Annotated in this window: 20 protein-coding genes; 12 read left to right on the top strand and 8 right to left on the bottom strand. The window is 57.9% G+C overall.

The genetic code is table 11. The features are described from left to right. Positions 1–103 precede the first annotated feature (103 nt). Both EBB79_RS17180 and EBB79_RS17175 read right to left on the bottom strand, forming a co-directional pair. Positions 104–1,123 (bottom strand): ABC transporter substrate-binding protein, encoded by a 1,020-nt coding sequence (locus EBB79_RS17180; protein ID WP_127750035.1) that lies wholly within the window; start codon positions 1,121–1,123, stop codon positions 104–106. Positions 1,124–1,330: 207 nt separating this feature from the next. Beyond that, complete coding sequence (locus tag EBB79_RS17175) at positions 1,331–1,804, bottom strand: SH3 domain-containing protein (protein ID WP_177627881.1); 474 nt, start codon at positions 1,802–1,804, stop codon at positions 1,331–1,333. 267 nt (positions 1,805–2,071) lie between these two features. Between EBB79_RS17175 and EBB79_RS17170 the strand changes: the two genes are divergently transcribed. The 10 genes from EBB79_RS17170 to EBB79_RS17125 all read left to right on the top strand — a co-directional run bounded on the left by EBB79_RS17170 (position 2,072) and on the right by EBB79_RS17125 (position 13,974). Then, on the top strand, positions 2,072–3,058 hold the full coding sequence (locus tag EBB79_RS17170; protein WP_127750032.1) for a 2-hydroxyacid dehydrogenase: 987 nt from the start codon (positions 2,072–2,074) through the stop codon (positions 3,056–3,058). Between the two features lie 15 nt (positions 3,059–3,073). Then, positions 3,074–3,634, top strand: a complete 561-nt coding sequence (thpR, locus tag EBB79_RS17165) for an RNA 2',3'-cyclic phosphodiesterase (protein ID WP_127750031.1) — start codon at positions 3,074–3,076, stop codon at positions 3,632–3,634. 101 nt (positions 3,635–3,735) lie between these two features. Continuing rightward, entirely contained in the window at positions 3,736–5,520 is a 1,785-nt protein-coding gene (ggt, locus tag EBB79_RS17160) for a gamma-glutamyltransferase (RefSeq protein ID WP_127750030.1), read from the top strand. 102 nt (positions 5,521–5,622) lie between these two features. Next, a complete protein-coding gene (locus EBB79_RS17155) occupies positions 5,623–7,026 on the top strand; it encodes an FAD-binding oxidoreductase (protein WP_127750029.1) in 1,404 nt (467 codons plus the stop codon). Positions 7,027–7,149: 123 nt separating this feature from the next. Further along, positions 7,150–7,491: a hypothetical protein gene (locus tag EBB79_RS17150; protein WP_127750028.1), complete on the top strand. Its 342-nt coding sequence runs from the start codon at positions 7,150–7,152 to the stop codon at positions 7,489–7,491. Positions 7,492–7,745: 254 nt separating this feature from the next. Further along, positions 7,746–10,244: a GcvT family protein gene (locus EBB79_RS17145; RefSeq protein ID WP_127750026.1), complete on the top strand. Its 2,499-nt coding sequence runs from the start codon at positions 7,746–7,748 to the stop codon at positions 10,242–10,244. Positions 10,245–10,424: 180 nt separating this feature from the next. Continuing rightward, positions 10,425–11,516: a Kelch repeat-containing protein gene (locus tag EBB79_RS17140; protein WP_127750024.1), complete on the top strand. Its 1,092-nt coding sequence runs from the start codon at positions 10,425–10,427 to the stop codon at positions 11,514–11,516. A 381-nt stretch (positions 11,517–11,897) separates the two neighbouring features. Next, positions 11,898–12,590: a phosphatidylserine decarboxylase gene (locus EBB79_RS17135; RefSeq protein ID WP_127750023.1), complete on the top strand. Its 693-nt coding sequence runs from the start codon at positions 11,898–11,900 to the stop codon at positions 12,588–12,590. A 3-nt stretch (positions 12,591–12,593) separates the two neighbouring features. Further along, positions 12,594–13,340: a CDP-diacylglycerol--serine O-phosphatidyltransferase gene (pssA, locus tag EBB79_RS17130; protein ID WP_127750022.1), complete on the top strand. Its 747-nt coding sequence runs from the start codon at positions 12,594–12,596 to the stop codon at positions 13,338–13,340. Positions 13,341–13,350: 10 nt separating this feature from the next. Continuing rightward, positions 13,351–13,974 (top strand): class I SAM-dependent methyltransferase, encoded by a 624-nt coding sequence (locus tag EBB79_RS17125; protein WP_127750021.1) that lies wholly within the window; start codon positions 13,351–13,353, stop codon positions 13,972–13,974. Positions 13,975–14,065: 91 nt separating this feature from the next. Here EBB79_RS17125 and EBB79_RS17120 read toward each other — a convergent pair whose 3' ends face one another. The 3 genes from EBB79_RS17120 to EBB79_RS17110 all read right to left on the bottom strand — a co-directional run bounded on the left by EBB79_RS17120 (position 14,066) and on the right by EBB79_RS17110 (position 16,211). After that, positions 14,066–14,401 (bottom strand): carboxymuconolactone decarboxylase family protein, encoded by a 336-nt coding sequence (locus tag EBB79_RS17120; protein ID WP_127750019.1) that lies wholly within the window; start codon positions 14,399–14,401, stop codon positions 14,066–14,068. Between the two features lie 74 nt (positions 14,402–14,475). Then, on the bottom strand, positions 14,476–15,135 hold the full coding sequence (locus EBB79_RS17115; RefSeq protein ID WP_127750017.1) for a DUF938 domain-containing protein: 660 nt from the start codon (positions 15,133–15,135) through the stop codon (positions 14,476–14,478). Further along, a complete protein-coding gene (locus EBB79_RS17110) occupies positions 15,135–16,211 on the bottom strand; it encodes an NAD(P)/FAD-dependent oxidoreductase (RefSeq protein WP_127750015.1) in 1,077 nt (358 codons plus the stop codon). Before EBB79_RS17110 ends, EBB79_RS17115 begins: the two co-directional genes overlap by 1 nt. 204 nt (positions 16,212–16,415) lie before the next feature. Between EBB79_RS17110 and EBB79_RS17105 the strand changes: the two genes are divergently transcribed. Then, complete coding sequence (locus EBB79_RS17105; protein WP_238704941.1) at positions 16,416–16,871, top strand: hypothetical protein; 456 nt, start codon at positions 16,416–16,418, stop codon at positions 16,869–16,871. Continuing rightward, positions 16,864–18,099, top strand: a complete 1,236-nt coding sequence (locus EBB79_RS17100; RefSeq protein WP_127750014.1) for an HlyD family secretion protein — start codon at positions 16,864–16,866, stop codon at positions 18,097–18,099. Before EBB79_RS17105 ends, EBB79_RS17100 begins: the two co-directional genes overlap by 8 nt. 49 nt (positions 18,100–18,148) lie before the next feature. Here the strand turns inward: EBB79_RS17100 and EBB79_RS17095 are convergent, their stop codons facing one another. The 3 genes from EBB79_RS17095 to EBB79_RS17085 all read right to left on the bottom strand — a co-directional run bounded on the left by EBB79_RS17095 (position 18,149) and on the right by EBB79_RS17085 (position 20,753). Further along, entirely contained in the window at positions 18,149–18,595 is a 447-nt protein-coding gene (locus tag EBB79_RS17095; protein ID WP_127750013.1) for a DUF4279 domain-containing protein, read from the bottom strand. A 94-nt stretch (positions 18,596–18,689) separates the two neighbouring features. Then, positions 18,690–19,763 (bottom strand): BMP family ABC transporter substrate-binding protein, encoded by a 1,074-nt coding sequence (locus tag EBB79_RS17090; RefSeq protein WP_127750012.1) that lies wholly within the window; start codon positions 19,761–19,763, stop codon positions 18,690–18,692. A 69-nt stretch (positions 19,764–19,832) separates the two neighbouring features. After that, the gene (locus EBB79_RS17085; RefSeq protein ID WP_127750011.1) at positions 19,833–20,753 is read right to left on the bottom strand and encodes an ABC transporter permease; all 921 of its coding nucleotides are present in this window, start codon (positions 20,751–20,753) and stop codon (positions 19,833–19,835) included.

The following is a 20,753-nucleotide window of genomic DNA, read 5'->3' as shown; positions in this document are numbered from 1 at the left end:
GGTGGGTGCGAAGCGCCCTCCGTTTTGCCAAAGGCAAACCTTTGGTTTGACGGGGAGGGTCGGGCGCCGCCCGGCCTATCAGCCGGGCGAAACTCTGGTGATTTTAACTCAGTGTTTTGACGTAGCTGCTGTCCACAACCGTATCCAGCGTGATGTCACCGCCAACCAGACCTTCGGACTGGAACCAGCTCAGCTGATCCTGCAGGGAGGCGGTGTTCAATGCCGCACCATCATTCAGGCGCATGGTGCCGTTGATGATGGACTTGGCCGCCTTTTCGCGCGGGCGATCAGCATAGACATACTGATGGATCAGATCGACCATCTCGTTGACGCCATCATCGCCATGGGCGCGGTCGATCATGGTGGCGTTGTAATCCGCCACACCTTTGGAAAATCCAGCCAGGAAATCGCCGGTCATGCCCCGTTCATCCGCCGCATTCTTGGCCGAGGTAAACACAGTGGTCACCTGATAATCCGGCAGCACATCCGACACATTGCCAATAATATGCACGGCACCAGAGCCCGCCAATGGTTTGGCAATATGCGGCACGATCGACCAGGCATCAATCTGACCGGACTTCAGCGCGCCGATGATGGCACCGACCTTTTGCAGTGGCTTGAACGACAGTGCGATGCCTTCCTTCTGCGCCAGCTTTGCGCCCATGTAGTGGAACGACGATCCGGCGCCGGTGATGCCATAGCTTTTGCCGTCCAGCATGGCCGGGCTGGTCGCACCAGCCTGGAACGCCGCATCGGACACCAGATACTTTTGTCCGTCGATGCCAGCCTCTTCGGACAATGCACCCCCGATGATCTTGATTGCGCCCTTGTCAGCCAGCGACACCAGACCGCCAGACATCGCGGTCACGGCATAGTCCACATCGCCCGAAGCAATCGCCACTGCCATTGGCGTGGCGGCCTGAAAGAACTTCAGCTCGACATCCAGACCGGCGTCTTTGAAATAGTCGCGCTGCAGCGCGATGAAGCTGGCCGAGTGGCTGGTGAAGCGCAGCGCACCAACGGTGATTTTACGACCCTGCGACAGGGCTGGAGTGGACAGGCCAGCGGCAGCTACGGTGCCGCCCATCAGTGCCAATGCCTTGCGGCGGTTCAGTGAAATCATGATTTTTCCTCTCAAAATGGTCGCCCGTGCCGCGACGTTCTGACAGGTCAGCCGCGATTATATAGGGCATATCTTGACTGCGCAGATACCGGTGTCAATCCAAGCAGAGGGGAAAGGCCAGATAGGGTCCCGTGACGCCACGGATGTGCGAAAACCGCACGTTTTAGGCCCGTCACAGGGGCGATGGGGCCAGACCGCGGGGTGTCTTCAGTCGCGCAGCTCGTCCGGGGTCACACCCCATAGCTTTACTTTTGGCGCCCAGCCACGATAGCCGCCGGCCGAGATCCGGCACCAGTTTTGCGAGCAGGACCCAAGCCGGGCCACCACGCCCAGTTCAAAAGCGGCCGAGACCGGCGCCGTCTCGTTGGGCTGCGCACGCACGGTCAGCATGTCTTCTTCGATCAACACAGTGCGGGTTCCGGATAGCAGAGCGTAATGCACCCAACCGCCAACACCATCGCGGTCGCGAACCCGGCGCCAATGGCCGTACTCGGCGGTGATCTCCAGCGGCATGTCGCGCCGTGTGAACACCCAGTCGATCCGGTGTGTCAGCGAGGGGCCGCGCCGGACATTGCCTTTGGATGCCTTCATCGACACATAACGGGGCAGGGGCAGGTTTGTCACCGAGCCGCGAATCTGATCAGCGGCCGGATTGGCAGCCATAAGGGATGGAGTGGACATCAGCAGCACGCAAAGCGCTGCCACCAATGGGCGCAATCTTGAAACCGAAATTGTCACTGCCTGCTGCTCGCCTTTTGTTATCGTTGCCTGTTCTCCACCGGGCCTGATGCTTTTTCTTGCCGTTGCCTCTGCCGGAAACTCCGCGGGCTGGTTCCAGAAAACTGCGTCACTTGGCGTCGATGGGGTGCAAGGGTTCTTGTGCCCTTTGCGATCCTGCGCCACGATGGCACAAAGCAGGTTCATTAGAAAAGCTATGGGAGTGGCCAAGTGGCAAGAGAACGTCTGAGTGTTGTCGTTACGCGACGGTTGCCGGAACCGGTTGAGACCCGTTTGAGCGAATTGTTTGATGTCACTTTGCGCACCGAAGATACACCGCTGAGCCGCGCCCAATTGGTCGAGGCAATGGCGCAGGCGGATGTTCTGGTGCCGACGGTGACGGATGTTATCGATGCCCGGTTGCTGGGGCAGGCCGGTGAGCGGTTGAAATTGATTGCTAATTTCGGTGCCGGGGTTGACCACATCGATGTCGCCACTGCACGACAGCGTGGCATTCTGGTGTCCAACACGCCCGGTGTTCTGACCGATGATACCGCGGATATGACCATGGCACTGATCATGGCCGTGGTGCGTCGCATCCCCGAGGGGCTGGCGATCATGCAAAAAGGTGATTGGCAGGGCTGGTCGCCAACTGCATTGCTGGGTGGCCGTATGGCGGGTCGTCGCGTTGGGATTTTAGGCATGGGCAGCATTGGTCAGGCCGTGGCTCGCCGCGCTGCGGCCTTTGGCATGCAGGTGCACTATCACAATCGCCGCCGTCTGCGCAGCGAGACCGAGGCCGAGTTGCAGGCCACCTATTGGGAAAGCCTGGATCAGATGGTGGCCCGGATGGATGTGATCTCGATCAACTGCCCATCGACGCCCTCGACCTTTCACCTGATGAACGCGCGCCGTTTGAAGCTGATGAAGCCGGATGCGGTGATCGTGAACACGTCACGCGGCGAGGTGATCGATGAGATGGCGCTGACCCGGATGCTGCGCGCGGGCGAGATCGCCGGGGCCGGTCTGGATGTCTATGAGCAAGGCACCAACATCAACCCTCGCCTGCGCGAGCAACCCAATGTGGTGCTGCTGCCGCATATGGGGTCGGCCACAGTAGAGGGCCGGATTGAGACCGGTGAAAAAGTGCTGCTGAACATCAAAACATTCGAGGATGGCCACAGGCCACCGGATCAGGTTGTGCCTGCGATGCTCTGACCAGCAGAGGGTGAGATGATGCGCGCCTTTGTGGCCATAGAACTGCCGGATGAGGTCACCACAGCCCTGTCTCAGCTCAGCCTCTCCCTGCATGTTGTCAGGCCAAACCCTCAGGAAAACCTGCATCTTACGCTGGCATTCCTGGGGGATCAGTCTGACAGACTGCTGGAAGAGCTGCATTATGAGTTGGCGGGCATCCCGGTGCAGGGGTTTGAACTGGGGTTTGACGGGCTGGGCTGCTTTAACGCAGGTGCGCCCAAGATCCTGTATGCGCGCATCGCTGCCAGCAAGGCGCTGGCAGATCTGCATCAGCAGGTGCGCCGTGCGGCACATCGCGCAGGGATTGTGCTGGACCGGCAACGCTACATACCGCATGTCACGCTGGCCCGGTTCGGGCAGGGCTTGCCATGGCGGGATGCTCAGCGTCTGGAAGGGTTTATCGCCGACCATGCCACTGCCCCTTTGCCGCCATTCACGGTTGCCGGGTTTTCCCTGTTTCAATCAACCCTGCACCGGGACGGCGCCATTCACCGGCGCCTGTCTGGTTATGGGTTTGGCCAAGACCTCGGATTATAAAATCCAACCAACACCGAGTTTGAAAATTAGCGGCCAATAGCGGTTTAGTTCTGTGGCAGATGGTTCTAGGCTCCCTCTATTCGATGTGTTTGGAGACTATTATGCGCCATATTTTTCTAGGACTTCTGGCCAGTACAGCCCTTGTGACCCAAGCCTATTCCCAACAAGCCGCCGACGGCGTCGCCCCCGAAGCGGCGACATCGGGTGGGTTCGAAACCCTGTCGCCCGCCGTGGCGGCCTCGCTTGAGGCGAAGCTGGCGGATCAGCCGGTTGAGGCCGAAAACTGGATGATCGCCGCCGCCAATCCCCATGCGGTAGAGGCCGGGGCTGCGGTGCTGCGCGCCGGGGGTTCGGCTGCGGATGCGATGGTGGCTGTGCAGACTGTGCTGGGATTGGTTGAACCGCAGTCCTCGGGATTGGGGGGCGGCGCCTTTTTGGTCTGGTACGATGCTGCCAGCGGCGCGCTGACAACGCTGGATGGCCGCGAGACGGCGCCGCTGGCAGCAACGCCTACCTTGTTTCAGGATGAGGCGGGCGAGCCCCTGAAATTCTTTGATGCTGTGGTCGGTGGTCGGTCCGTCGGCACACCCGGCACGCCGGCATTGATGGAGGAGGCCCATCGCCGTTGGGGCCGCGCGCCCTGGCCGTCGCTATTTCAGGCGGGGATCACATTGGCCGAGGATGGCTTTGACGTCTCACCACGTCTGGCGGGGCTGATCGAACGTGACGCGGACCGTTTGACACGCTTTCCCACAACAGCCGCGTATTTCCTGCCCGGTGGCACTGCACTGCAGGCCGGGGATAGGCTGGTCAATGCTGACTACGCAGAGACATTGCGCCTATTGGCCGCGCAGGGTGGTGATGCCTTTTACACCGGACCGATTGCAGCCGATGTGGTCGGCGCAGTGAATACGGCACCGGGCAATCCCGGCGTGCTGTCGGCACTGGATATGGCGTTGTATAAGGTCAAAGAACGGGCCCCGGTTTGTGTGACCTACCGCGCGCTTGATGTCTGCGGCATGGGCCCGCCATCGTCCGGGGCGCTGACTGTGGGGCAGATCCTGGGCATGTTGGGGCAGTATGATCTGGCAGCGCTGGGCGCCGATAACCCGGAAAGCTGGCGGCTGATCGGCGATGCCTCGCGGCTCGCCTTTGCGGACCGGGGCCGCTACATGGCGGACAGCGACTATGTTCCGATGCCAACCAAGGGTCTGGTTGATCCGGCCTATCTGGCGGAGCGTGCGGCCCTGCTGAGTGGAGAGAGCGCATTAACCGAAGTCGCCCCGGGCTCGCCCGAGTTTGATCACGCCCTCTGGGCGGATGACGAAGCGATTGAGCTGCCATCGACCTCGCATATCTCGATTGTTGATCAATACGGCAACGTGTTGTCGATGACGACCACCGTGGAAAATGCCTTTGGCTCGCGCCTGATGGTGCGTGGGTTTCTGCTCAACAACGAGCTGACCGATTTCTCGTTCCGCAGCCACCGCGATGGGGTGCCGATTGCCAACCGGCTAGAGCCGGGCAAGCGCCCGCGCTCGTCAATGGCACCGACCATTGTAATGCAAGAGGGCAAACCGGTGCTGGCCATCGGCTCGCCGGGGGGCAGCCGGATCATCGGCTATGTCGCCAGCTCTATCATTGCCTGGGCTGATTGGGGTTTGAATATACAGCAGGCGATTTCACTGCCCCATGCAGTGAACCGGTTCGGCACCTATGATCTGGAAGAGGCGACCAGCGCCGCCGAAAAGGAAAACCCGCTAACCGAAGCGGGCTACAAGGTGGCGGTGCGCAGTCTGAATTCCGGCCTGCACGCGATTGAAATCGGCGACACTCTGCTTGGCGCTGCGGATCCGCGCCGCGAGGGTATCGCGCTGGGCGAATAGCGGGTGCTACCAGATTGTGGGTATTGCGCTTTGTTGCGGCCGCACCTTAACTTTGACTGGTAAAGGTGCGGCATCCCTGTGCCGCTGAATAGGAGTAGAGTCATGGTGCAGGCAACATCCCTTCCGCGTAACGAGGCCGGGATCAAGGCGGCCATTGGCGTGTTGAAACAGCTGTTCGGTGACCGCTTACAGACCGGGACAGCAATACGCGAGCAGCATGGTCATACCACCACCTGGATTGAAAATCAGATGCCCGACGCGGTGGTCTTTCCGGTGGACACCAACGAGGTGTCGCAGATCGTCAAAGCCTGCGCCGAATACGCGGTGCCGATCATTCCCTTCGGCACTGGTACCTCGCTGGAGGGCCATGTGAATGCCCCCGCTGGCGGAATTTCTGTCGATACCAGCCAGATGAACAAGATCCTGGCGGTCCACGGCGAAGATCTGGATGTTGTGGTGCAGCCCGGCGTCACCCGGGAGCAGTTGAACACCTTCCTGCGGGATCAGGGATTATTTTTCCCCATCGATCCCGGTGCAAATGCATCGCTGGGCGGAATGGCGGCGACGCGGGCCTCGGGTACCAACGCGGTGCGTTATGGCACCATGAAGGACAATGTGCTGGCGCTGGAGGTGGTGATGGCGGATGGCACCGTGATCCGCACGGCGCAACGGGCCAAGAAATCCTCGGCGGGATACGACATGACACGGCTGATGGTCGGATCCGAAGGCACGCTGGGTCTGATCACCGAGATAACGCTGAAACTGCAGGGCATCCCCGAAGCGATCAGCTCGGCGCGCTGTTCATTCCGGACCATTGATGACGCCTGTCGCGCGGTGATGATGACGATCCAGTATGGCATTCCGGTTGCCCGGATTGAGCTGCTGGACGAGATGAGCGTCAAGGCGGCCAATGCCTATTCCAAACTGTCACTGCCGGAAACACCGCTTCTGCTGCTCGAGTTCCACGGGTCTGAGGCCGGTGTGGCCGAACAGGCAGAGACCTTCAGTTCCATTGCCGAAGAATTCGATGGCTTTGATATCGCCACCACCTCAACCACAGAAGAGCGCAGCAAGCTGTGGCAGGCGCGGCACGATATGTACTGGGCCGGGTTGCAAATCCGCCCCGGCGCCAAGGGGATCTCGACGGATGTCTGTGTGCCAATCTCACGGCTGGCTGAATGCGTTGTGGCGGCACAGGACAAGGCCGCTGCCATGGGGCTGATCGCGCCGATTGTTGGTCATGTCGGCGACGGCAACTTTCACTGTCTGCTGCTGATCGATATGGAAAACGCCGAGGAACGCGCCCGCGCTGATGATTATGTGGCCTGGTTAAACCAGATGGCGATCTCGATGGATGGAACCTGCACCGGAGAACACGGCATCGGGCAGGGCAAGCGCCCCTACCTCAAGGCAGAGCTGGGCGAAACAACGCGCTATATGGCAGCGATCAAGGTGGCACTGGACCCCGACAACATCCTGAACCCCGGCAAGATCCTGGTCGATTAGCGGGATATATTACGCGCCGCCCGACTGAGTGGCGTTAGGCGCTGCGGCAACCTGCCATAATTTTGCACCGGATCATCCTGTACCACATGCGGTAGGATGATTGTGTAATTTGGGGGCAGGCAGATGAGTATTCGAAAATCACTGGGAATCATCGCCCTTTGTTCACAGGCAGTAGTGGCGGTGGACTACAACATGCAGAGCCAAAAAGCCGGGCTTGGCCCCGGCGAATTAAGCATGAAGGCTTATGCTGCCATCGTACGGGCACGTTATAACAAGCCGATGATTGCGGTGTTGGATCGGGATGCAACGCAAGAAGATGGCCAGAACGGCTGGGATAGGTTGGCCCAGTTTGGCCTGGGTTTCACTGGGGGTGAACCGGATACCACAGCAGAGCCTTCGACGGGCGCCACACCTGAGCCCGCGAAATCCATTTGTGTCCGCCGCAACAACGCGCTGAACTGTTAATCAGGCCACCCGCAAGCCGCAGGCGAACCGTGACGGCTCCGCCAATTCACCGTCGCTTAATCACTCTCTCGCGACCGGCCTGCTCTTTCATCTTTTAAAAAATACTCAAATCTGGCGTTTCAACTTTCATTTTCGCCGATGAATGACACCTGAGGTCGGTTTTGCCGGTTTATGCGTCGGATGGATTTGGCCCGCGACCTTTGGCATGGGCATAACCATATCAAAGCGAGTCATATTTGTCGGAGAGCGGCCCCATGAAAACTCAAGTCAAAGCCCTGGTTGTCGGCGGCGGTGCCGTTGGTACCTCGATTGCCTATCACCTGGCCAAAGCAGGCTGGGACGACGTCATGCTGATTGAGCGGGACGAGCTGACATCAGGCTCGACCTGGCATGCTGCTGGCCTGCTGCCGCTGTTCAACATGTCCTATGCGACCACCCATATTCACAAGTATTCGGTCGACTTTTACAAGCAGCTTGAGGAAGAAACCGGCCTGAACGCCGGTTTTGCCGTGGTTGGCAACCTGCGCATGGCACAGACCGAGGAACGCATGGACGAGTACAAGCTCTATGCCTCGACCGCCGAGACCTGCGATGTCCCCTATGAGTGGTTGACCCCGGATGAGATCAAGACGCGCTGGCCGCTGATCCGCACTGACGATCTGAAAGGTGCGATTTACCACACCGAGGATGGCTATATTAACCCGGCTGATGTGACCATGGCGATGGCCAAGGGTGCGCGTCAGCGCGGTGTCGACATTGTGCGCAGAATGCAGGCAGATGAGTTCCACTGGACCGGCACCCACTGGGAAGTCACCTGCACCAAGATGGTGGAAAAGGGTGGCAATCTTGTGCCCTCTGACGAACAGATCGTCATCACCGCTGAGCACGTTGTGACCGCCAGCGGCAACCACGCGCAGCGCACCGCCAAGATGCTGGGCATTAAGATGCCTGCCATCCCGGTCGAGCACACTTTCATCGTCATGGATCAGGACCCTGAGCTGGTCAAATGGCGCGAAGCGGGCAACCCCGAACACCCGGTTGTGCGCGACGCGGACAATGAATCCTATGCGCGTGAAGAGCGTGGCGGCTGGATCCTGGGTATCTACGAGCATGGCGCCCCGGCGCGTTTTGAGCACGGCGTGCCCGACAGCTTCCGCGCTGACCTGTTCCCGCTCGATCTGGACCGGATCGCCGAGCAGTACATGGCAATGACAGAACGTGTGCCCTCCTGTGCTGAATCCGGCCTGAAGGACGATTTCAACGGGCCGATCTGCTACACCCCCGATGGCAACCCGCTGGTTGGTCCGGCACCAGGCCTGCGCAACATGTGGCTGGCCGAGGGCTTCTCGTTTGGCATCACCGCCGCTGGCGGCACCGGCTATTATCTGGCGCAGATGATGGTTGACGGCGAAGCTGAAATCGACATGGCGAGCCTGGACCCCAAGCGGTACTCTTCCAACTGGATGACCACCGAGTTTGCCGCCCGCAAGAACGAAGAATGCTACGAGCACGTCTACATCCTGCACCACCCGGACGAGGAGCGCCCTGCAGCTCGGGGCCTGCGCACCTCGCCTGCTTATGACCGCCAGAAAGAGCGCGGCGCGCAATTTGGCTGGGTCAACGGCTGGGAGCGTCCGAACTACTACGCGCCTGTTGGTTTTGACGATGAAAAATCCCGCAGCTTCCGCCGTGGCGGCTGGTGGCAATATGCCGTCGACGAAGCCAAGGCGATCCGCGAAGGTGTCGGCCTTGTCGACGCTACAGCCTTTACCAAGCATGTCGTCAAGGGCCCCGGTGCCACTCAGTTTCTGGACTGGTTCACCTGCAACAAGCTGCCGAAAGTTGGCCGCATCAACCTGACCTATGCGCTGACCTCGGCTGGCACCACCCGCACGGAATACACCATCGTGCGCAACGGCGAGAACAACTATTACCTCGTCTCGGCCGGTGCCTGGACTGAATATGATGCTGACTTCCTGCGCAAAGCTGCCGAAGACAAGATGGACGAGTTCGGCTATATCGAGATCCAGGATGTCACCACCCAGTGGGGCGTCTTTGCCATCGCCGGCCCCAAGTCGCGCGATGTGCTGAAAGAGATCATCATTGATGGTGATCCGGACACAGCCCTGTCCAACAAACGGTTCCCATGGCTCTCGGCCCGTCAGATCGAGCTGGGCATGTGCCCGGTCAATGCGATCCGTGTGGCCTATACCGGTGAGCTGGGCTGGGAGCTGCACCACCCGATCGAGATGCAGAACTACCTGTTTGATCTGCTGGAAAAAGCCGGTGAAAAGCACGGCATGAAACTGGTCGGCGGACGGGCGCAGAACTGGCTGCGTCTCGAGAAGTCATATCGTGCCTTCGGCACCGAGCTGGGCCGCGATGCGACTCCAGCCGAGGCGGATCTGCCGCGCTTCATCGATCTGTCGAAAGATTTCCACGGCAAGGACGCCATGGTGGAAACCGGCGTGCGGGTCAAATGCTGTACCCTGTTGATCGATGGTCCGGCAGATGCCGACCCCTGGGGCCGCGAAGTGCTGTATACGCCAGAAGGTGAGCGCGTCGGTCGTCTGACCTCGGGTGGCTATTCGGTAGCTTTCGAGAAGAGCATCGGCATGGGTTACGTCAAACCAGAGCTGGCGGTGCCAGGCACCAAGCTGAAGGTCAAGATCCTGGATCAGTTGTGGGACGCCGAAGTAACGTGCGACAGTCCGTATGATCCGAAGAACGAGACCATTCGGGTGACCGGCTGATCCAGACCGTAGAATAAAAAAGCCCCGACCAAAGTGCCGGGGCTTTTTCATTTTCGAAGTCTCAGATTGTTGTAGGCAAAATTCAATTTTGCACCTCAGGATTGATTTCTCTCAAGGTTTTCTCTAATTTAGGCGAATTGAGTATTCCAATATGCTGCCGGGAGAGCCGGCGGAAATTTTATGAGAAAGAAACTTCAAGCTAAGTCTTCGGTGCGTGCGCAATATAAGGATTGGTGCGTTCCCAAACGAGGAAATGCAAACCCTGAGAGACAAACCAACGATGTCTGGTCCTGGCTCGTTGAAACGCGTGTAGGCGCCTATACGGCCCATGAGGCCGCCGGAGCAGGTGAACGGGTTTATCCCGGATGGTGTTTTGCCCGTTATGGGCAAAGTGAGACTGTTCTCGCCGATGGAACCAAAATCTACATCGGCGGTGAACATGAGGATCACTACGATCCTGATTTCTACATCTACAATGATGTTGTTGCCGTGCGACCCGACGCATCTGTCGAAATTTTCGGTTACCCCAAAGATGTCTTCCCGCCCACAGATTTTCATAGTGCGACTCTGGTTGGCGATAAGGTCTATATCATAGGTGGCCTGCGCTATCCTGAAAGCAGAAGCGATCACGAGACGCAGATCTACCAGCTGGAATTAGAAGGCTTCTCGATCCATCGCGTTGAGGTGAATGGGCAAGCCCCGTCATGGCTTTACGATCATAAGGCGGAATTGAATGAAAGCGGCACCAAGATCGTTTGCACTGGCGGTCAAGTGACCCATCATCAGGCTCAAAGGACAGTTGAAAACCTGACGACTTGGGAGTTTGATCTTGAAACACTCACTTGGGCAACGGCTGGATCTGAAGTTGCTACAAGGTGGGTCCTGGTGCGCGAAGACGAAAGCTACAATGAACTGTTTGGGATCCAAACTGTCGCACGTGCCAGCCGGTCTTCCCGCCTGGATAAATTCGCTGAAAGGTACAAAGCAGAGTTTGCTCAAAGGGGGCATGTCGTTGATGCTGAATTGTTTTATTCACGCTTTCAGCCACCCATTCCGCATAGCCCTGTTGCGATAGATCGTGATGGTGACGAGTTTAAGGTACATAGAATTTTAATAGATGGTGTGATTGTTCGGTACGTCGAGGATATGCATGAGATAGCCGTTACGGTTGAAGGTGAATTGTCAGGCGACACAATTGAAGTGCTTAAGCGTCACGGTCTGGAGACCTACAGCAGACTGGAAGGCCTGCCTTACAAATGTATTTTGTTGTGACAGGTCATGCGGGTTGAAACAGTGTTGGAATTCATCTGGTAGGCGTTGAGCTCAGCAGAATGGCCTTGAACCAGCAAAAAACCGGGTCTCCCGTCCGTCACCTTTCGGATTTGAAATCCGAAGGTTCCCGTTGGGCCAGGCAGGCCGCGCCGAAGGCGCGGCCTGCCTGGCCCGTGGCGACGCGCTTTGCGCGGCGCAAATCCTGTTCCTTGGTACGCTTTTGTTTAAATATCTTTGCTGTTTGTCACGGCTCCGCGTAAACGGAACAAAGCAAAACATAGCGTATGGTCATTGGCCGTACATAATTCGGATATTCGTATTGTACCTCCCACCGGGATCGGGCAAAAAGCGACTATCCTTTACCAAAAGGCGACATGCTCCATGCGGATGCGCGATACTTTTATTAAACCGATGCATCCTGAGGGGCGTAAATTCGTCGCCATTTTTGCAGCTATTACCTTTGTGTTGTTTCTTATCGCGGAATTTCTCGGTTGGATCGGCGTTGGCCTGACCGTGTGGTGCTATTATTTCTTTCGCGATCCCAAACGCGCTACTCCGGCCCGCGAAGGGCTGCTGGTCAGCCCGGCTGATGGCGTTGTGTCGCTGATCGAAAAGGCCGTGCCGCCCGCTGAACTGGGGATGGAAGACAAGGCTCTGACCCGCGTCTCTGTATTCATGAGCGTGTTTAACTGCCACGTGAACCGCACGCCGATCGCTGGAAAAGTCGCGGCAATTGGCTATCGCCCCGGAAAATTCCTGAATGCGTCGCTGGATAAGGCCAGCGTTGACAACGAGCGCAACAGCCTGTGCATCGAGATGGCCGATGGCCGGCAGATCGCCGTGGTGCAGATCGCGGGTCTGGTGGCGCGTCGGATTGTGTGTTTCGTCAGCAAGGGACAACGGATGCAGACCGGCGAGCGTTTTGGCCTGATCCGTTTTGGTTCTCGTTTGGATGTCTACCTGCCCGAGGGGGTGGAGCCCATGGTCAGCCTGGGTCAGACCATGGTGGCAGGCGAAAGCGTGATTGCAGATTTTGCGTCGCAGGAAAGCGCCCGAATTGCGCGGGTTGGATAAGCCATGACCGAGCGCTCCCGCAGCCCACGGCCCGATTTGCCGATTGTGCACTTGCTGCCAAACCTGTTGACCTTTGCCGCCATCTGCGCCGGTCTGACGGCGATCCGGTTTGGATTTCAGGGCGATTTTGAGCGGGCGGTCTATCTGATCCTGTTGGCCTGTGTGCTGGACGGCTTTGACGGTCGGCTGGCCCGGTTGCTCAAAGCGCAGTCGCTGATTGGTGCTGAGCTGGACTCGCTGGCTGATTTTCTGAATTTTGGCGTCGCACCTGCATTGATCCTTTATGTCTGGGGTCTGCAGGACATGAGCCGCGCCGGTTGGATTGCGGTGCTGGTCTATGCGATCTGCTGTGTGCTGCGTCTGGCGCGTTTCAATGTGTCCACCAAGGCAGGCGATGAGACGGCTGACACCGGTTACTTTGTCGGAGTGCCATCCCCCGCTGGTGCGTTTCTGGTCATGTTGCCGATGTTCGTCTCGTTTCTGTTCCCGGACATGCCGCCACTGCCACCGCTGCTGGTGGCGCTGTATACGGTGGCTGTTGGGCTACTGATGATCAGCCACATTCCGACCTATTCATTCAAGAACCTGGCGATCATGCGGGACAAGGCCAAATTTGTTGTTCTGGGGGCTGTTTTGTTGGTGGCCGCTTTGCTGACCTATCTTTGGGCGACACTGGTATTTTTGAATATCATTTATATTTTCAGTATTCTTTGGGCGCTTCGCGCCTCTCGTAAAATTAAGGTAACGTAAAGGCAGACCCATGGACATCAATGCAGTCAAAACGTCCTATGCTCGGTGGGCACCGGTCTATGACAAAACGTTCGGAGCGATCACCAATGTTGGCCGCCGCCACTCGGTGGCCTATGTGAACCAACGGGCAGGCAAAGTGCTTGAGGTTGGCGTGGGAACCGGAATGGCGCTGCCGTTTTATGATCCTGAAATGAACGTCACCGGCATCGATTTCAGTGATCACATGCTGGACAAGGCCCGCAACAAAGTGCGGGAAAAAGAGTTGAACCATGTTAAAAGCCTGCAGCAAATGGATGCGCGGGATCTCGACTTTCCGGACAACCATTTTGATACCGTGGCTGCCATGCACATTGTCTCGGTCGTGCCCGAGCCCGAGCGGGTGGTGTCGGAAATGGCACGGGTCTGCAAGCCCGGTGGTCATATCGTGATCACCAACCACTTTGCCCGCGACAAAGGCTTTCTGGCGGCTGTCGAACGGCTGTCAGCGCCGTTTTCAAACCTGTTGGGATGGCACTCGGATTTTGAGGTTGGCACCGTGCTGGGCGAGCCAACCCTGTCAGTGGTGGAGCGCAAAACGCTGCCGCCAATGGGCATGATGACCTTTTTGGTGCTCGAGAAGTCGATGGCGGCATAGTCGCGCTGATTAGTGGGTTTTCCGGCACTACCTTAGCGGTTTGGTGGAAGGAAATAAAACGCGCCCTCGCATTCAAGAGGGCGCGGCGTTTTCAAGTCGTCAGCTCGTCATAACAGGTCATCGCCTTGGCGGCGTACATCATGGCGGGGCCTCCGCCCATCTGGATGGCCATGGCCAATACGTCGGCAATCTCGTCGCGGCTGGCTTTAGCCTTGATCAGGGCCTCGATGTGCAACCCAATGCAATCTTCGCAACGCCCGGTCACTGCGATGCCCAGGGCGACAAATTCTTTGGTTTTGTAATCTAGCACGCCACCCTGTTTGACGGCTTTGCCTAAGCCGCCAAAGGCCTGCGTCACTTCGGGGATGGCCCCGTTCAGATTGCGCAACCCTACGCGGGTGCTTTTCAGTTTGTCTTGCCAGCTCATGTCAGATCCATCTCCTTACACATTCTTGTTGGTGAATGTGTAAGGGCGGAACTCAATCATCACTTTGATGCAGATCAGGTCGGAGTCTTTTTCGAAATCAGGGCAAGATTGTTGGCTGGCATCTCGGGTGAGCCGACCATATTCAACCCGGCGTCCTGTAGCCAGATTTTGGTCTCGCCATCATCTTTATACCCGGTTTCGGGATCATGCGCGATGAGGCTGGCGTGAAAGGCGACATCGCCGTCGCTGGACAGTGAGGTATTACGCATGAAGGGGCCGTAGATCACCAGCTGGCCATCCGGGGCAAGTGCAGCTGCGGCCTCAGATATCAGGATGCGGGTCTCTGGCTTACTGATCAGGTGCAACAGGTTGCTAAGGACGATCAGATCCTGCGGCCTGTCCAGCTGGCTGCCCCAGCCCGGTGATGTGGCATCCAGCGCGCGGGCCGTCAGGACGTTGTCCAGACCAGCCTCAACAGCATAGGCATCAATACTGGCGCGCCGTACGGCGTCGACTTCGGTGGGTTGCCAGATCAGGCCGGGCAGGCGGCTGGCATAGCCCACCACATGCTGACCGGTGCCGCTGGCAATTTCCAGTGCATGCCCCTGCGTTGGGGCCACCTGGGTCAGCAGATCTACCAAGGCTGGCATGTTGCGGGCGGCTGAGGGGGCAAATAGTTTGCCGCCCTCGGGCGTGGCGACCGAGGCCGTACCGGGAACCGAGCGGATGGGCATCAGTGAAACCTTGCCGGGGACAACTGCCGTATAATCTCAGGTTCTATTTCGGGTGTGCAACCGCCAACCAGGTCGGCCAGCAGACGCGACGCTGCTGGGGCGGTCTGGAACCCATAGCCGCCCTGCGCGGCACACCAGATGAACGAGGGCTGATCGGGGTCAGGCCCCAGTACCAGCGCCTTGTCAGGGGCAAAGCTGCGCAGCCCGGCCCAGTTGCTTTCGACCCGGGTCACCGGTTCGGTGACCATGTCTTCGTAGCGGGCCAGACCTTCGGCCAGCACCATGTCGTCGGTATAGGCGTCATGGGGGGCAACCGGGTCGGCATCAGCCGGAGAGACCAGCAGCTTGCCGGCATCCGGTTTGGCATACCAGGCCTCGCCGACCCCCATCACCATCGGCCAGCCGGTCACATCGTGGCCCCCTGGTGCCGGCAGGCGCGCCATGGAACGGCGCAGAGGGTTGATGCCGATCGGGGCCACATTGGCCAGGGCGGCGATCTGATCGACCCAGGCGCCAGCGGCGTTGACCAATTGCTTCGCCTCGTAGTCGGTGCCACCTGCGGTCACCTGCCAACCGTGGTCGGTTTTGGCGATGGACGAGACGGTGGCCTTGGTGATCACCTGACCGCCACCCGCCCGCACGACCTTGGCAAAGTCCTGGATCATGCGATCGGTATCAAGATCCTGAGCATCCTGGTGCAGGCCCGCCAGTGCGACGGTGTCCGGGTTCAGGATCGGCACCCGCGATATGGCCTCATCCATCGAGATCTGGTGCAGGTTCAATGTCGCCAGATCATCGGCAAATTCCTGCGCCTGATGAGATCCTGCGACCAGTAACAGCCCACGTGGTGTCAGATATCCGCCATTTGCATTGTGATGGTAATCCGCGCTGGCCCGGTTAAGGGCAACGGTTGATGTATTGCCGTAGTTTTCCTCAAACATTGCAGCTGAGCGACCCGATGCGTGATAGCCGAGCGCCTCTTCCATTTCCAAAACGGTGACGGTCCCGTGATCCGAAAGCCGTGCCGCCGCGCTGATACCAGCAATGCCGCCGCCGATAACGATGAAATCAGTCATGTAAATGGTCCTGTTGGTCAATCCTGTCAGCCGTTGTGACATTTGTGTTTGCTGTTTCAGGAACCATTGCACGGTGACCAAAGGTGGGAAAGCGGAAAGCGGACAATTCGCGCAGGGCGAATTACACCTTGGTTTTTGCATGGATCCAGTGCCAATATATTGCAAAGCAATAATTAGTTGATTTCAATTTTTGGAGGAAGAGCTGTGTCCACAGACATTACAGCCGCGACCCATGCTATGGCGACGGGGCATATACCCGGATATTTACCTGGCCCAGATGGCAGTGATCCCATGTTTACGGCAATGACGGTGATCACCATCCTGTTGGTGCTTGGCATTGGCTCGCTCTATTTCAAATTGCACGCCATTCCGGAACATATGGCGCATGCTGACAACCACGCGCAGATGCAGGTCATCGGCATTCTGGCATTGCTGGCCTTGTTTACCCATAACAATATATTCTGGGTGATCGCCCTGCTGGTTGCGGCCTTTCGGATGCCCGATTTTCTGTCGCCGCTTCAGTCGATTGCAGCCTCTCTGGCGTCTTTGAACAAGCGAGTACTGGCTGACGAGGCAGACATCGCAGCCCCCCCGGAACCAGATCCCGTTGCGCAGCAGCCGCAACCACAGGCTCAGCCGGAAGGAGAGGCGCATGTTTGAACTCTTATTCTGCTCGATGTTGACCGTTCTGCCCGATTTTCTGGTGCGCCGTTATGTGCAAGGCAAGCGGATTGGCCATGAGATCAATCTGTTCTCGGTCTGGTATGAGCTGCGCTGGGGGATCACCGCCTGTGCCATCCTGACGATCTCGCTGATCACCACGATCTTTTATTACCACCCGGCGACGACCAGCGTGGCGAATTATTTCCGGACGGTGACCATTCTGCCGGAAACCGGTGGCCGCGTGTCCGAGGTTATGGTTGCAAACAACCAAGCGGTCAAAGTGGGGGAGGTCTTGTTCCGACTGGATGATGCCAGTCAACGCACCGCAGTCGCGACCGCACAGGCCCGGATCAAAGAGGTCGAAGCCCTTCAAGCCGTGGCCGCCACAGATCTGGCCGCAGCCGAGGCAGGCATTCATCAGGTTGAAGCCTCGCTGAAGCAGGCAAACGATGATTTGGCGCGAAACCTCGAACTAAAGGAGCGCGGCTCTAGTGCTGTGCGCCAGACCGAGATCGACCGGCTGGAAAACCTGGTTGGTCAGCGCGAAGGTCAACTGGATGCCGCCAGGGCCAGTAAGGCAGCGGTTGAAACCAACATTGGTGTGCTGATCCCAGCACAACAGGCCAGTGCCAAAGCTGCGCTTGAGCAGGCCGAGGCCGAACTGGCCAAGACCATCGTTTACGCGGGGGTGTCGGGCATGGTTGAGCAATTTGCCTTGCAGCCGGGAGACTATGTGAACCCAATCCTGCGCCCTGCTGGATTGCTGATTCCGGATGAGTTTACCGAAAGGGATCGCTTTGCGGCTGGCTTTGGTCAGCTGACGGCCAATGTGATCAAGCCGGGCATGTATGCAGAAATGGGCTGCCTCAGCAAACCGTTCACCATCATTCCGATGGTTGTAGTGGGAATGCAAACTGTGATCCCGTCAGGTCAGATGCGGCCGACAGATGCGCTTCGTGACCCACAAGACACGGGACGTCCAGGTACGGTGACCGTCTTCCTGGAACCCGTTTATGAGGGGCAGGCTGCTGATATCTTGCCGGGCAGTACCTGTCTGGCCAACGCCTATACCAACAATCACGATATCCTCGATGATCCGGATTTAGGCACCGGCGAGTGGCTGTTCCTGCATATGGTCGACACAGTAGGAATTGTGCATGCGCTGTTGCTGCGCATTCAGATGCTGCTGCTACCGGTGCAACAACTGGTGTTCTCGGGGCACTAACGAAAGCAAATTGCGAGAGACAGGCCCCGGCACGCTGGGGCCTGTTTCCTTATATGCCAGGTTCAGCTGCGTAAATGTCAAAATCCAACGCGATATGACGCTCAGCAAGCATCATAATTGTCTCTGATTTAAGCCGGATACCTTCGTTGCCATTTTCCATGAACAGGCCACAAAAGAATTCAACTCGGCAGTCCTCGGATAAATGCGCCCATGCCTCTAGATCGTCAGTCAGGTCTGTCAACAGTTTGACAATCTGCCCGTCGAGATCGCCGGGGCATCGACGTTCGACTTTCTTCCTCCATATGCCAGTTTGGGCAATCCTTTGGCTTTCGCCAGACATTTGGATTACAGCACCCTTTCGCTGAGCATTATCCGGGTCCCCGGCCAGTAATCTTGTTACTTCATCGGGATCGAGCTCATCGCCGATAACACGTAAAGACGCAGCAGTTTCACAAATCGTTGCCATGCAGCTCTCATTTTTGCCTACTATTTTCACGAGACTGGTCTACAAAAAACAAAATTGCCAGCCGCAACAAATGAAAAAGGCCCGCCAAATTGACGGGCCTTTCCAAATTCAAACGTTCGGCAGCTTACTGCGGGATGTCGCCTTCGATGCCTTCGACAAAGAAGTTCATGCCAGCCAGGGTGCCGTCATCAGCGGTTTCACCGTCTGCCAACCATGCCGAGCCGTCCTGTTTGTTAATCGGGCCGGTAAAGGCGTGGTAGGAGCCATCCGCCAGCGAAGCCTTCATCGCCAGAGCCGCGTCTTTGACGTCAGCCGGAACCGCGTCAGAGATCTCGCCGATGCCAACCATGCCAGCGCCGATGCCGTCCCAGGTCATGGCGGATTCCCAAGAACCGTCCATCACAGCCTGTGTGCGAGCGATGTAATAAGGGGCCCAATCATCAATGATCGAGGAAACCCGTGGCGATGGACCATATTCGGACATATCCGAAGCCTGACCAAAGGTGATCACGTTGCCAGCAGTCTGTGCAGCGGCCTGCGGTGCAGTTGAGTCGGTGTGCTGCAGGATGACGTCTGCGCCCTGTTCGATCAGCACCTTGGCAGCGTCCGCTTCCTTAGCCGGATCAAACCACGTGAAGGCCCAGATGATTTTGAACTCAACGTCCGGGTTGACCTTTTTGGCGTGGATATAGGCCGAGTTGATGCCGCGAACCACTTCGGGGATCGGAAACGAGCCAATGTAGCCAACGATGTTGCTCTTGGTCATGTGGCCAGCGATGGTGCCCTGAACGGCGCGACCTTCATAGAAACGTGCCGAATAAGTCGATACGTTTGGTGCTGTCTTATAGCCAGTGGCGTGCTCGAACCGAACGTTGGGGAATTTCTTGGCAACGTTGATGGTCGGATCCATGTAGCCAAACGAAGTGGTAAAGATCAGGTCAGCACCTTCCAGCGCCATCTGAGTCATCACACGCTCGGCGTCGGGGCCTTCAGCAACGTTTTCAACATAGACGGTTTCAACCTTGTCACCATGTGCCTCTTCCACGGCCAGACGGCCCTGGTTGTGCTCATAGGTCCAGCCGCCGTCGCCGACGGGGCCAACAAAGACAAAGCCCACTTTGGTTTTGTCAGCAGCCATGGCACCAGCGGCCAGGCCCAAGGCCATTGCAGCGCTTGTCAGTAGAGTAGTCAGTTTCATAAAGGTTTCCCCCAGTTGGTTTTTGTTTGGCCCCTGAAACTCAGGGGCAGGTATAGGCGCACCCCGCAATTAGCGGGAGGCGTGGAAATTACGGCCCAAAGCAGCTGGCGCGCTGCTTTTGTCAGCGGAAAGAATGACAAGCACAATGATTGTAATCACATAGGGTGACATTGCCAGATATTCGACAGGAATGGCAACGCCCGCCGCCTGCAGATTAAGCTGCACAACTGTCACTCCGCCAAAAAGATAGGCACCCAGCAGCGCACGCCATGGCTTCCAACTGGCAAACACCACCAGCGCCAAGGCGATCCAGCCAACACCAGCTGTCATGCCCTCGGTCCATTGGGGCACCCGGATCAGGCTGATATAGGCCCCACCCAGGCCCGCGCAGGCCCCACCAAACATGATTGCCAAGACGCGGATACGGATCACTTTGTATCCCAGCGCATGGGCGGCGTCGTGGCTTTCGCCGACCGCCCGCAGGATCAGTCCCGCACGGGTGTACTTCAGCAGGGCCCAGACCGCAGCCACCAGGGCAATACCGATGTACAAAATCGGATCATGGCCAAACAGGATGGGTCCAACCACCGGCAGATCGCTGAGCACTGGAATGTCCAGCTTGCCCATCTGTGGCGGCTTAACCCCCACATAGCTTTGACCCAACAGCGCTGACAGACCCAGGCCGGTCAGTGTCAAGGCCAGTCCCGAGGCCACCTGGTTTGCCTTTGCCACCTGTGTCAGCAGGACAAACAGCAGCGAGAAGACTGCGCCTGATACTGCCGAGGCCACAAAGCCCAACCAGGGTGAGCCGCTTTCGACGGCAGTGGCAAAGCCAGCAACCGCGCCGATGATCATCATTCCTTCAACACCAAGGTTCAGAACACCGGATTTCTCCACCACCAACTCGCCGATTGCGGCCAGCAGGATCGGGGTCGCTGCCACCATCAGTGAGGCGATCAGCAGGATTGGGTTAATTGCGCTCAAGTCCAT

Source organism: Parasedimentitalea marina (assembly GCF_004006175.1).
Lineage (GTDB): Bacteria > Pseudomonadota > Alphaproteobacteria > Rhodobacterales > Rhodobacteraceae > Parasedimentitalea > Parasedimentitalea marina.
This window is presented reverse-complemented; position numbering and strand designations above follow the sequence as displayed.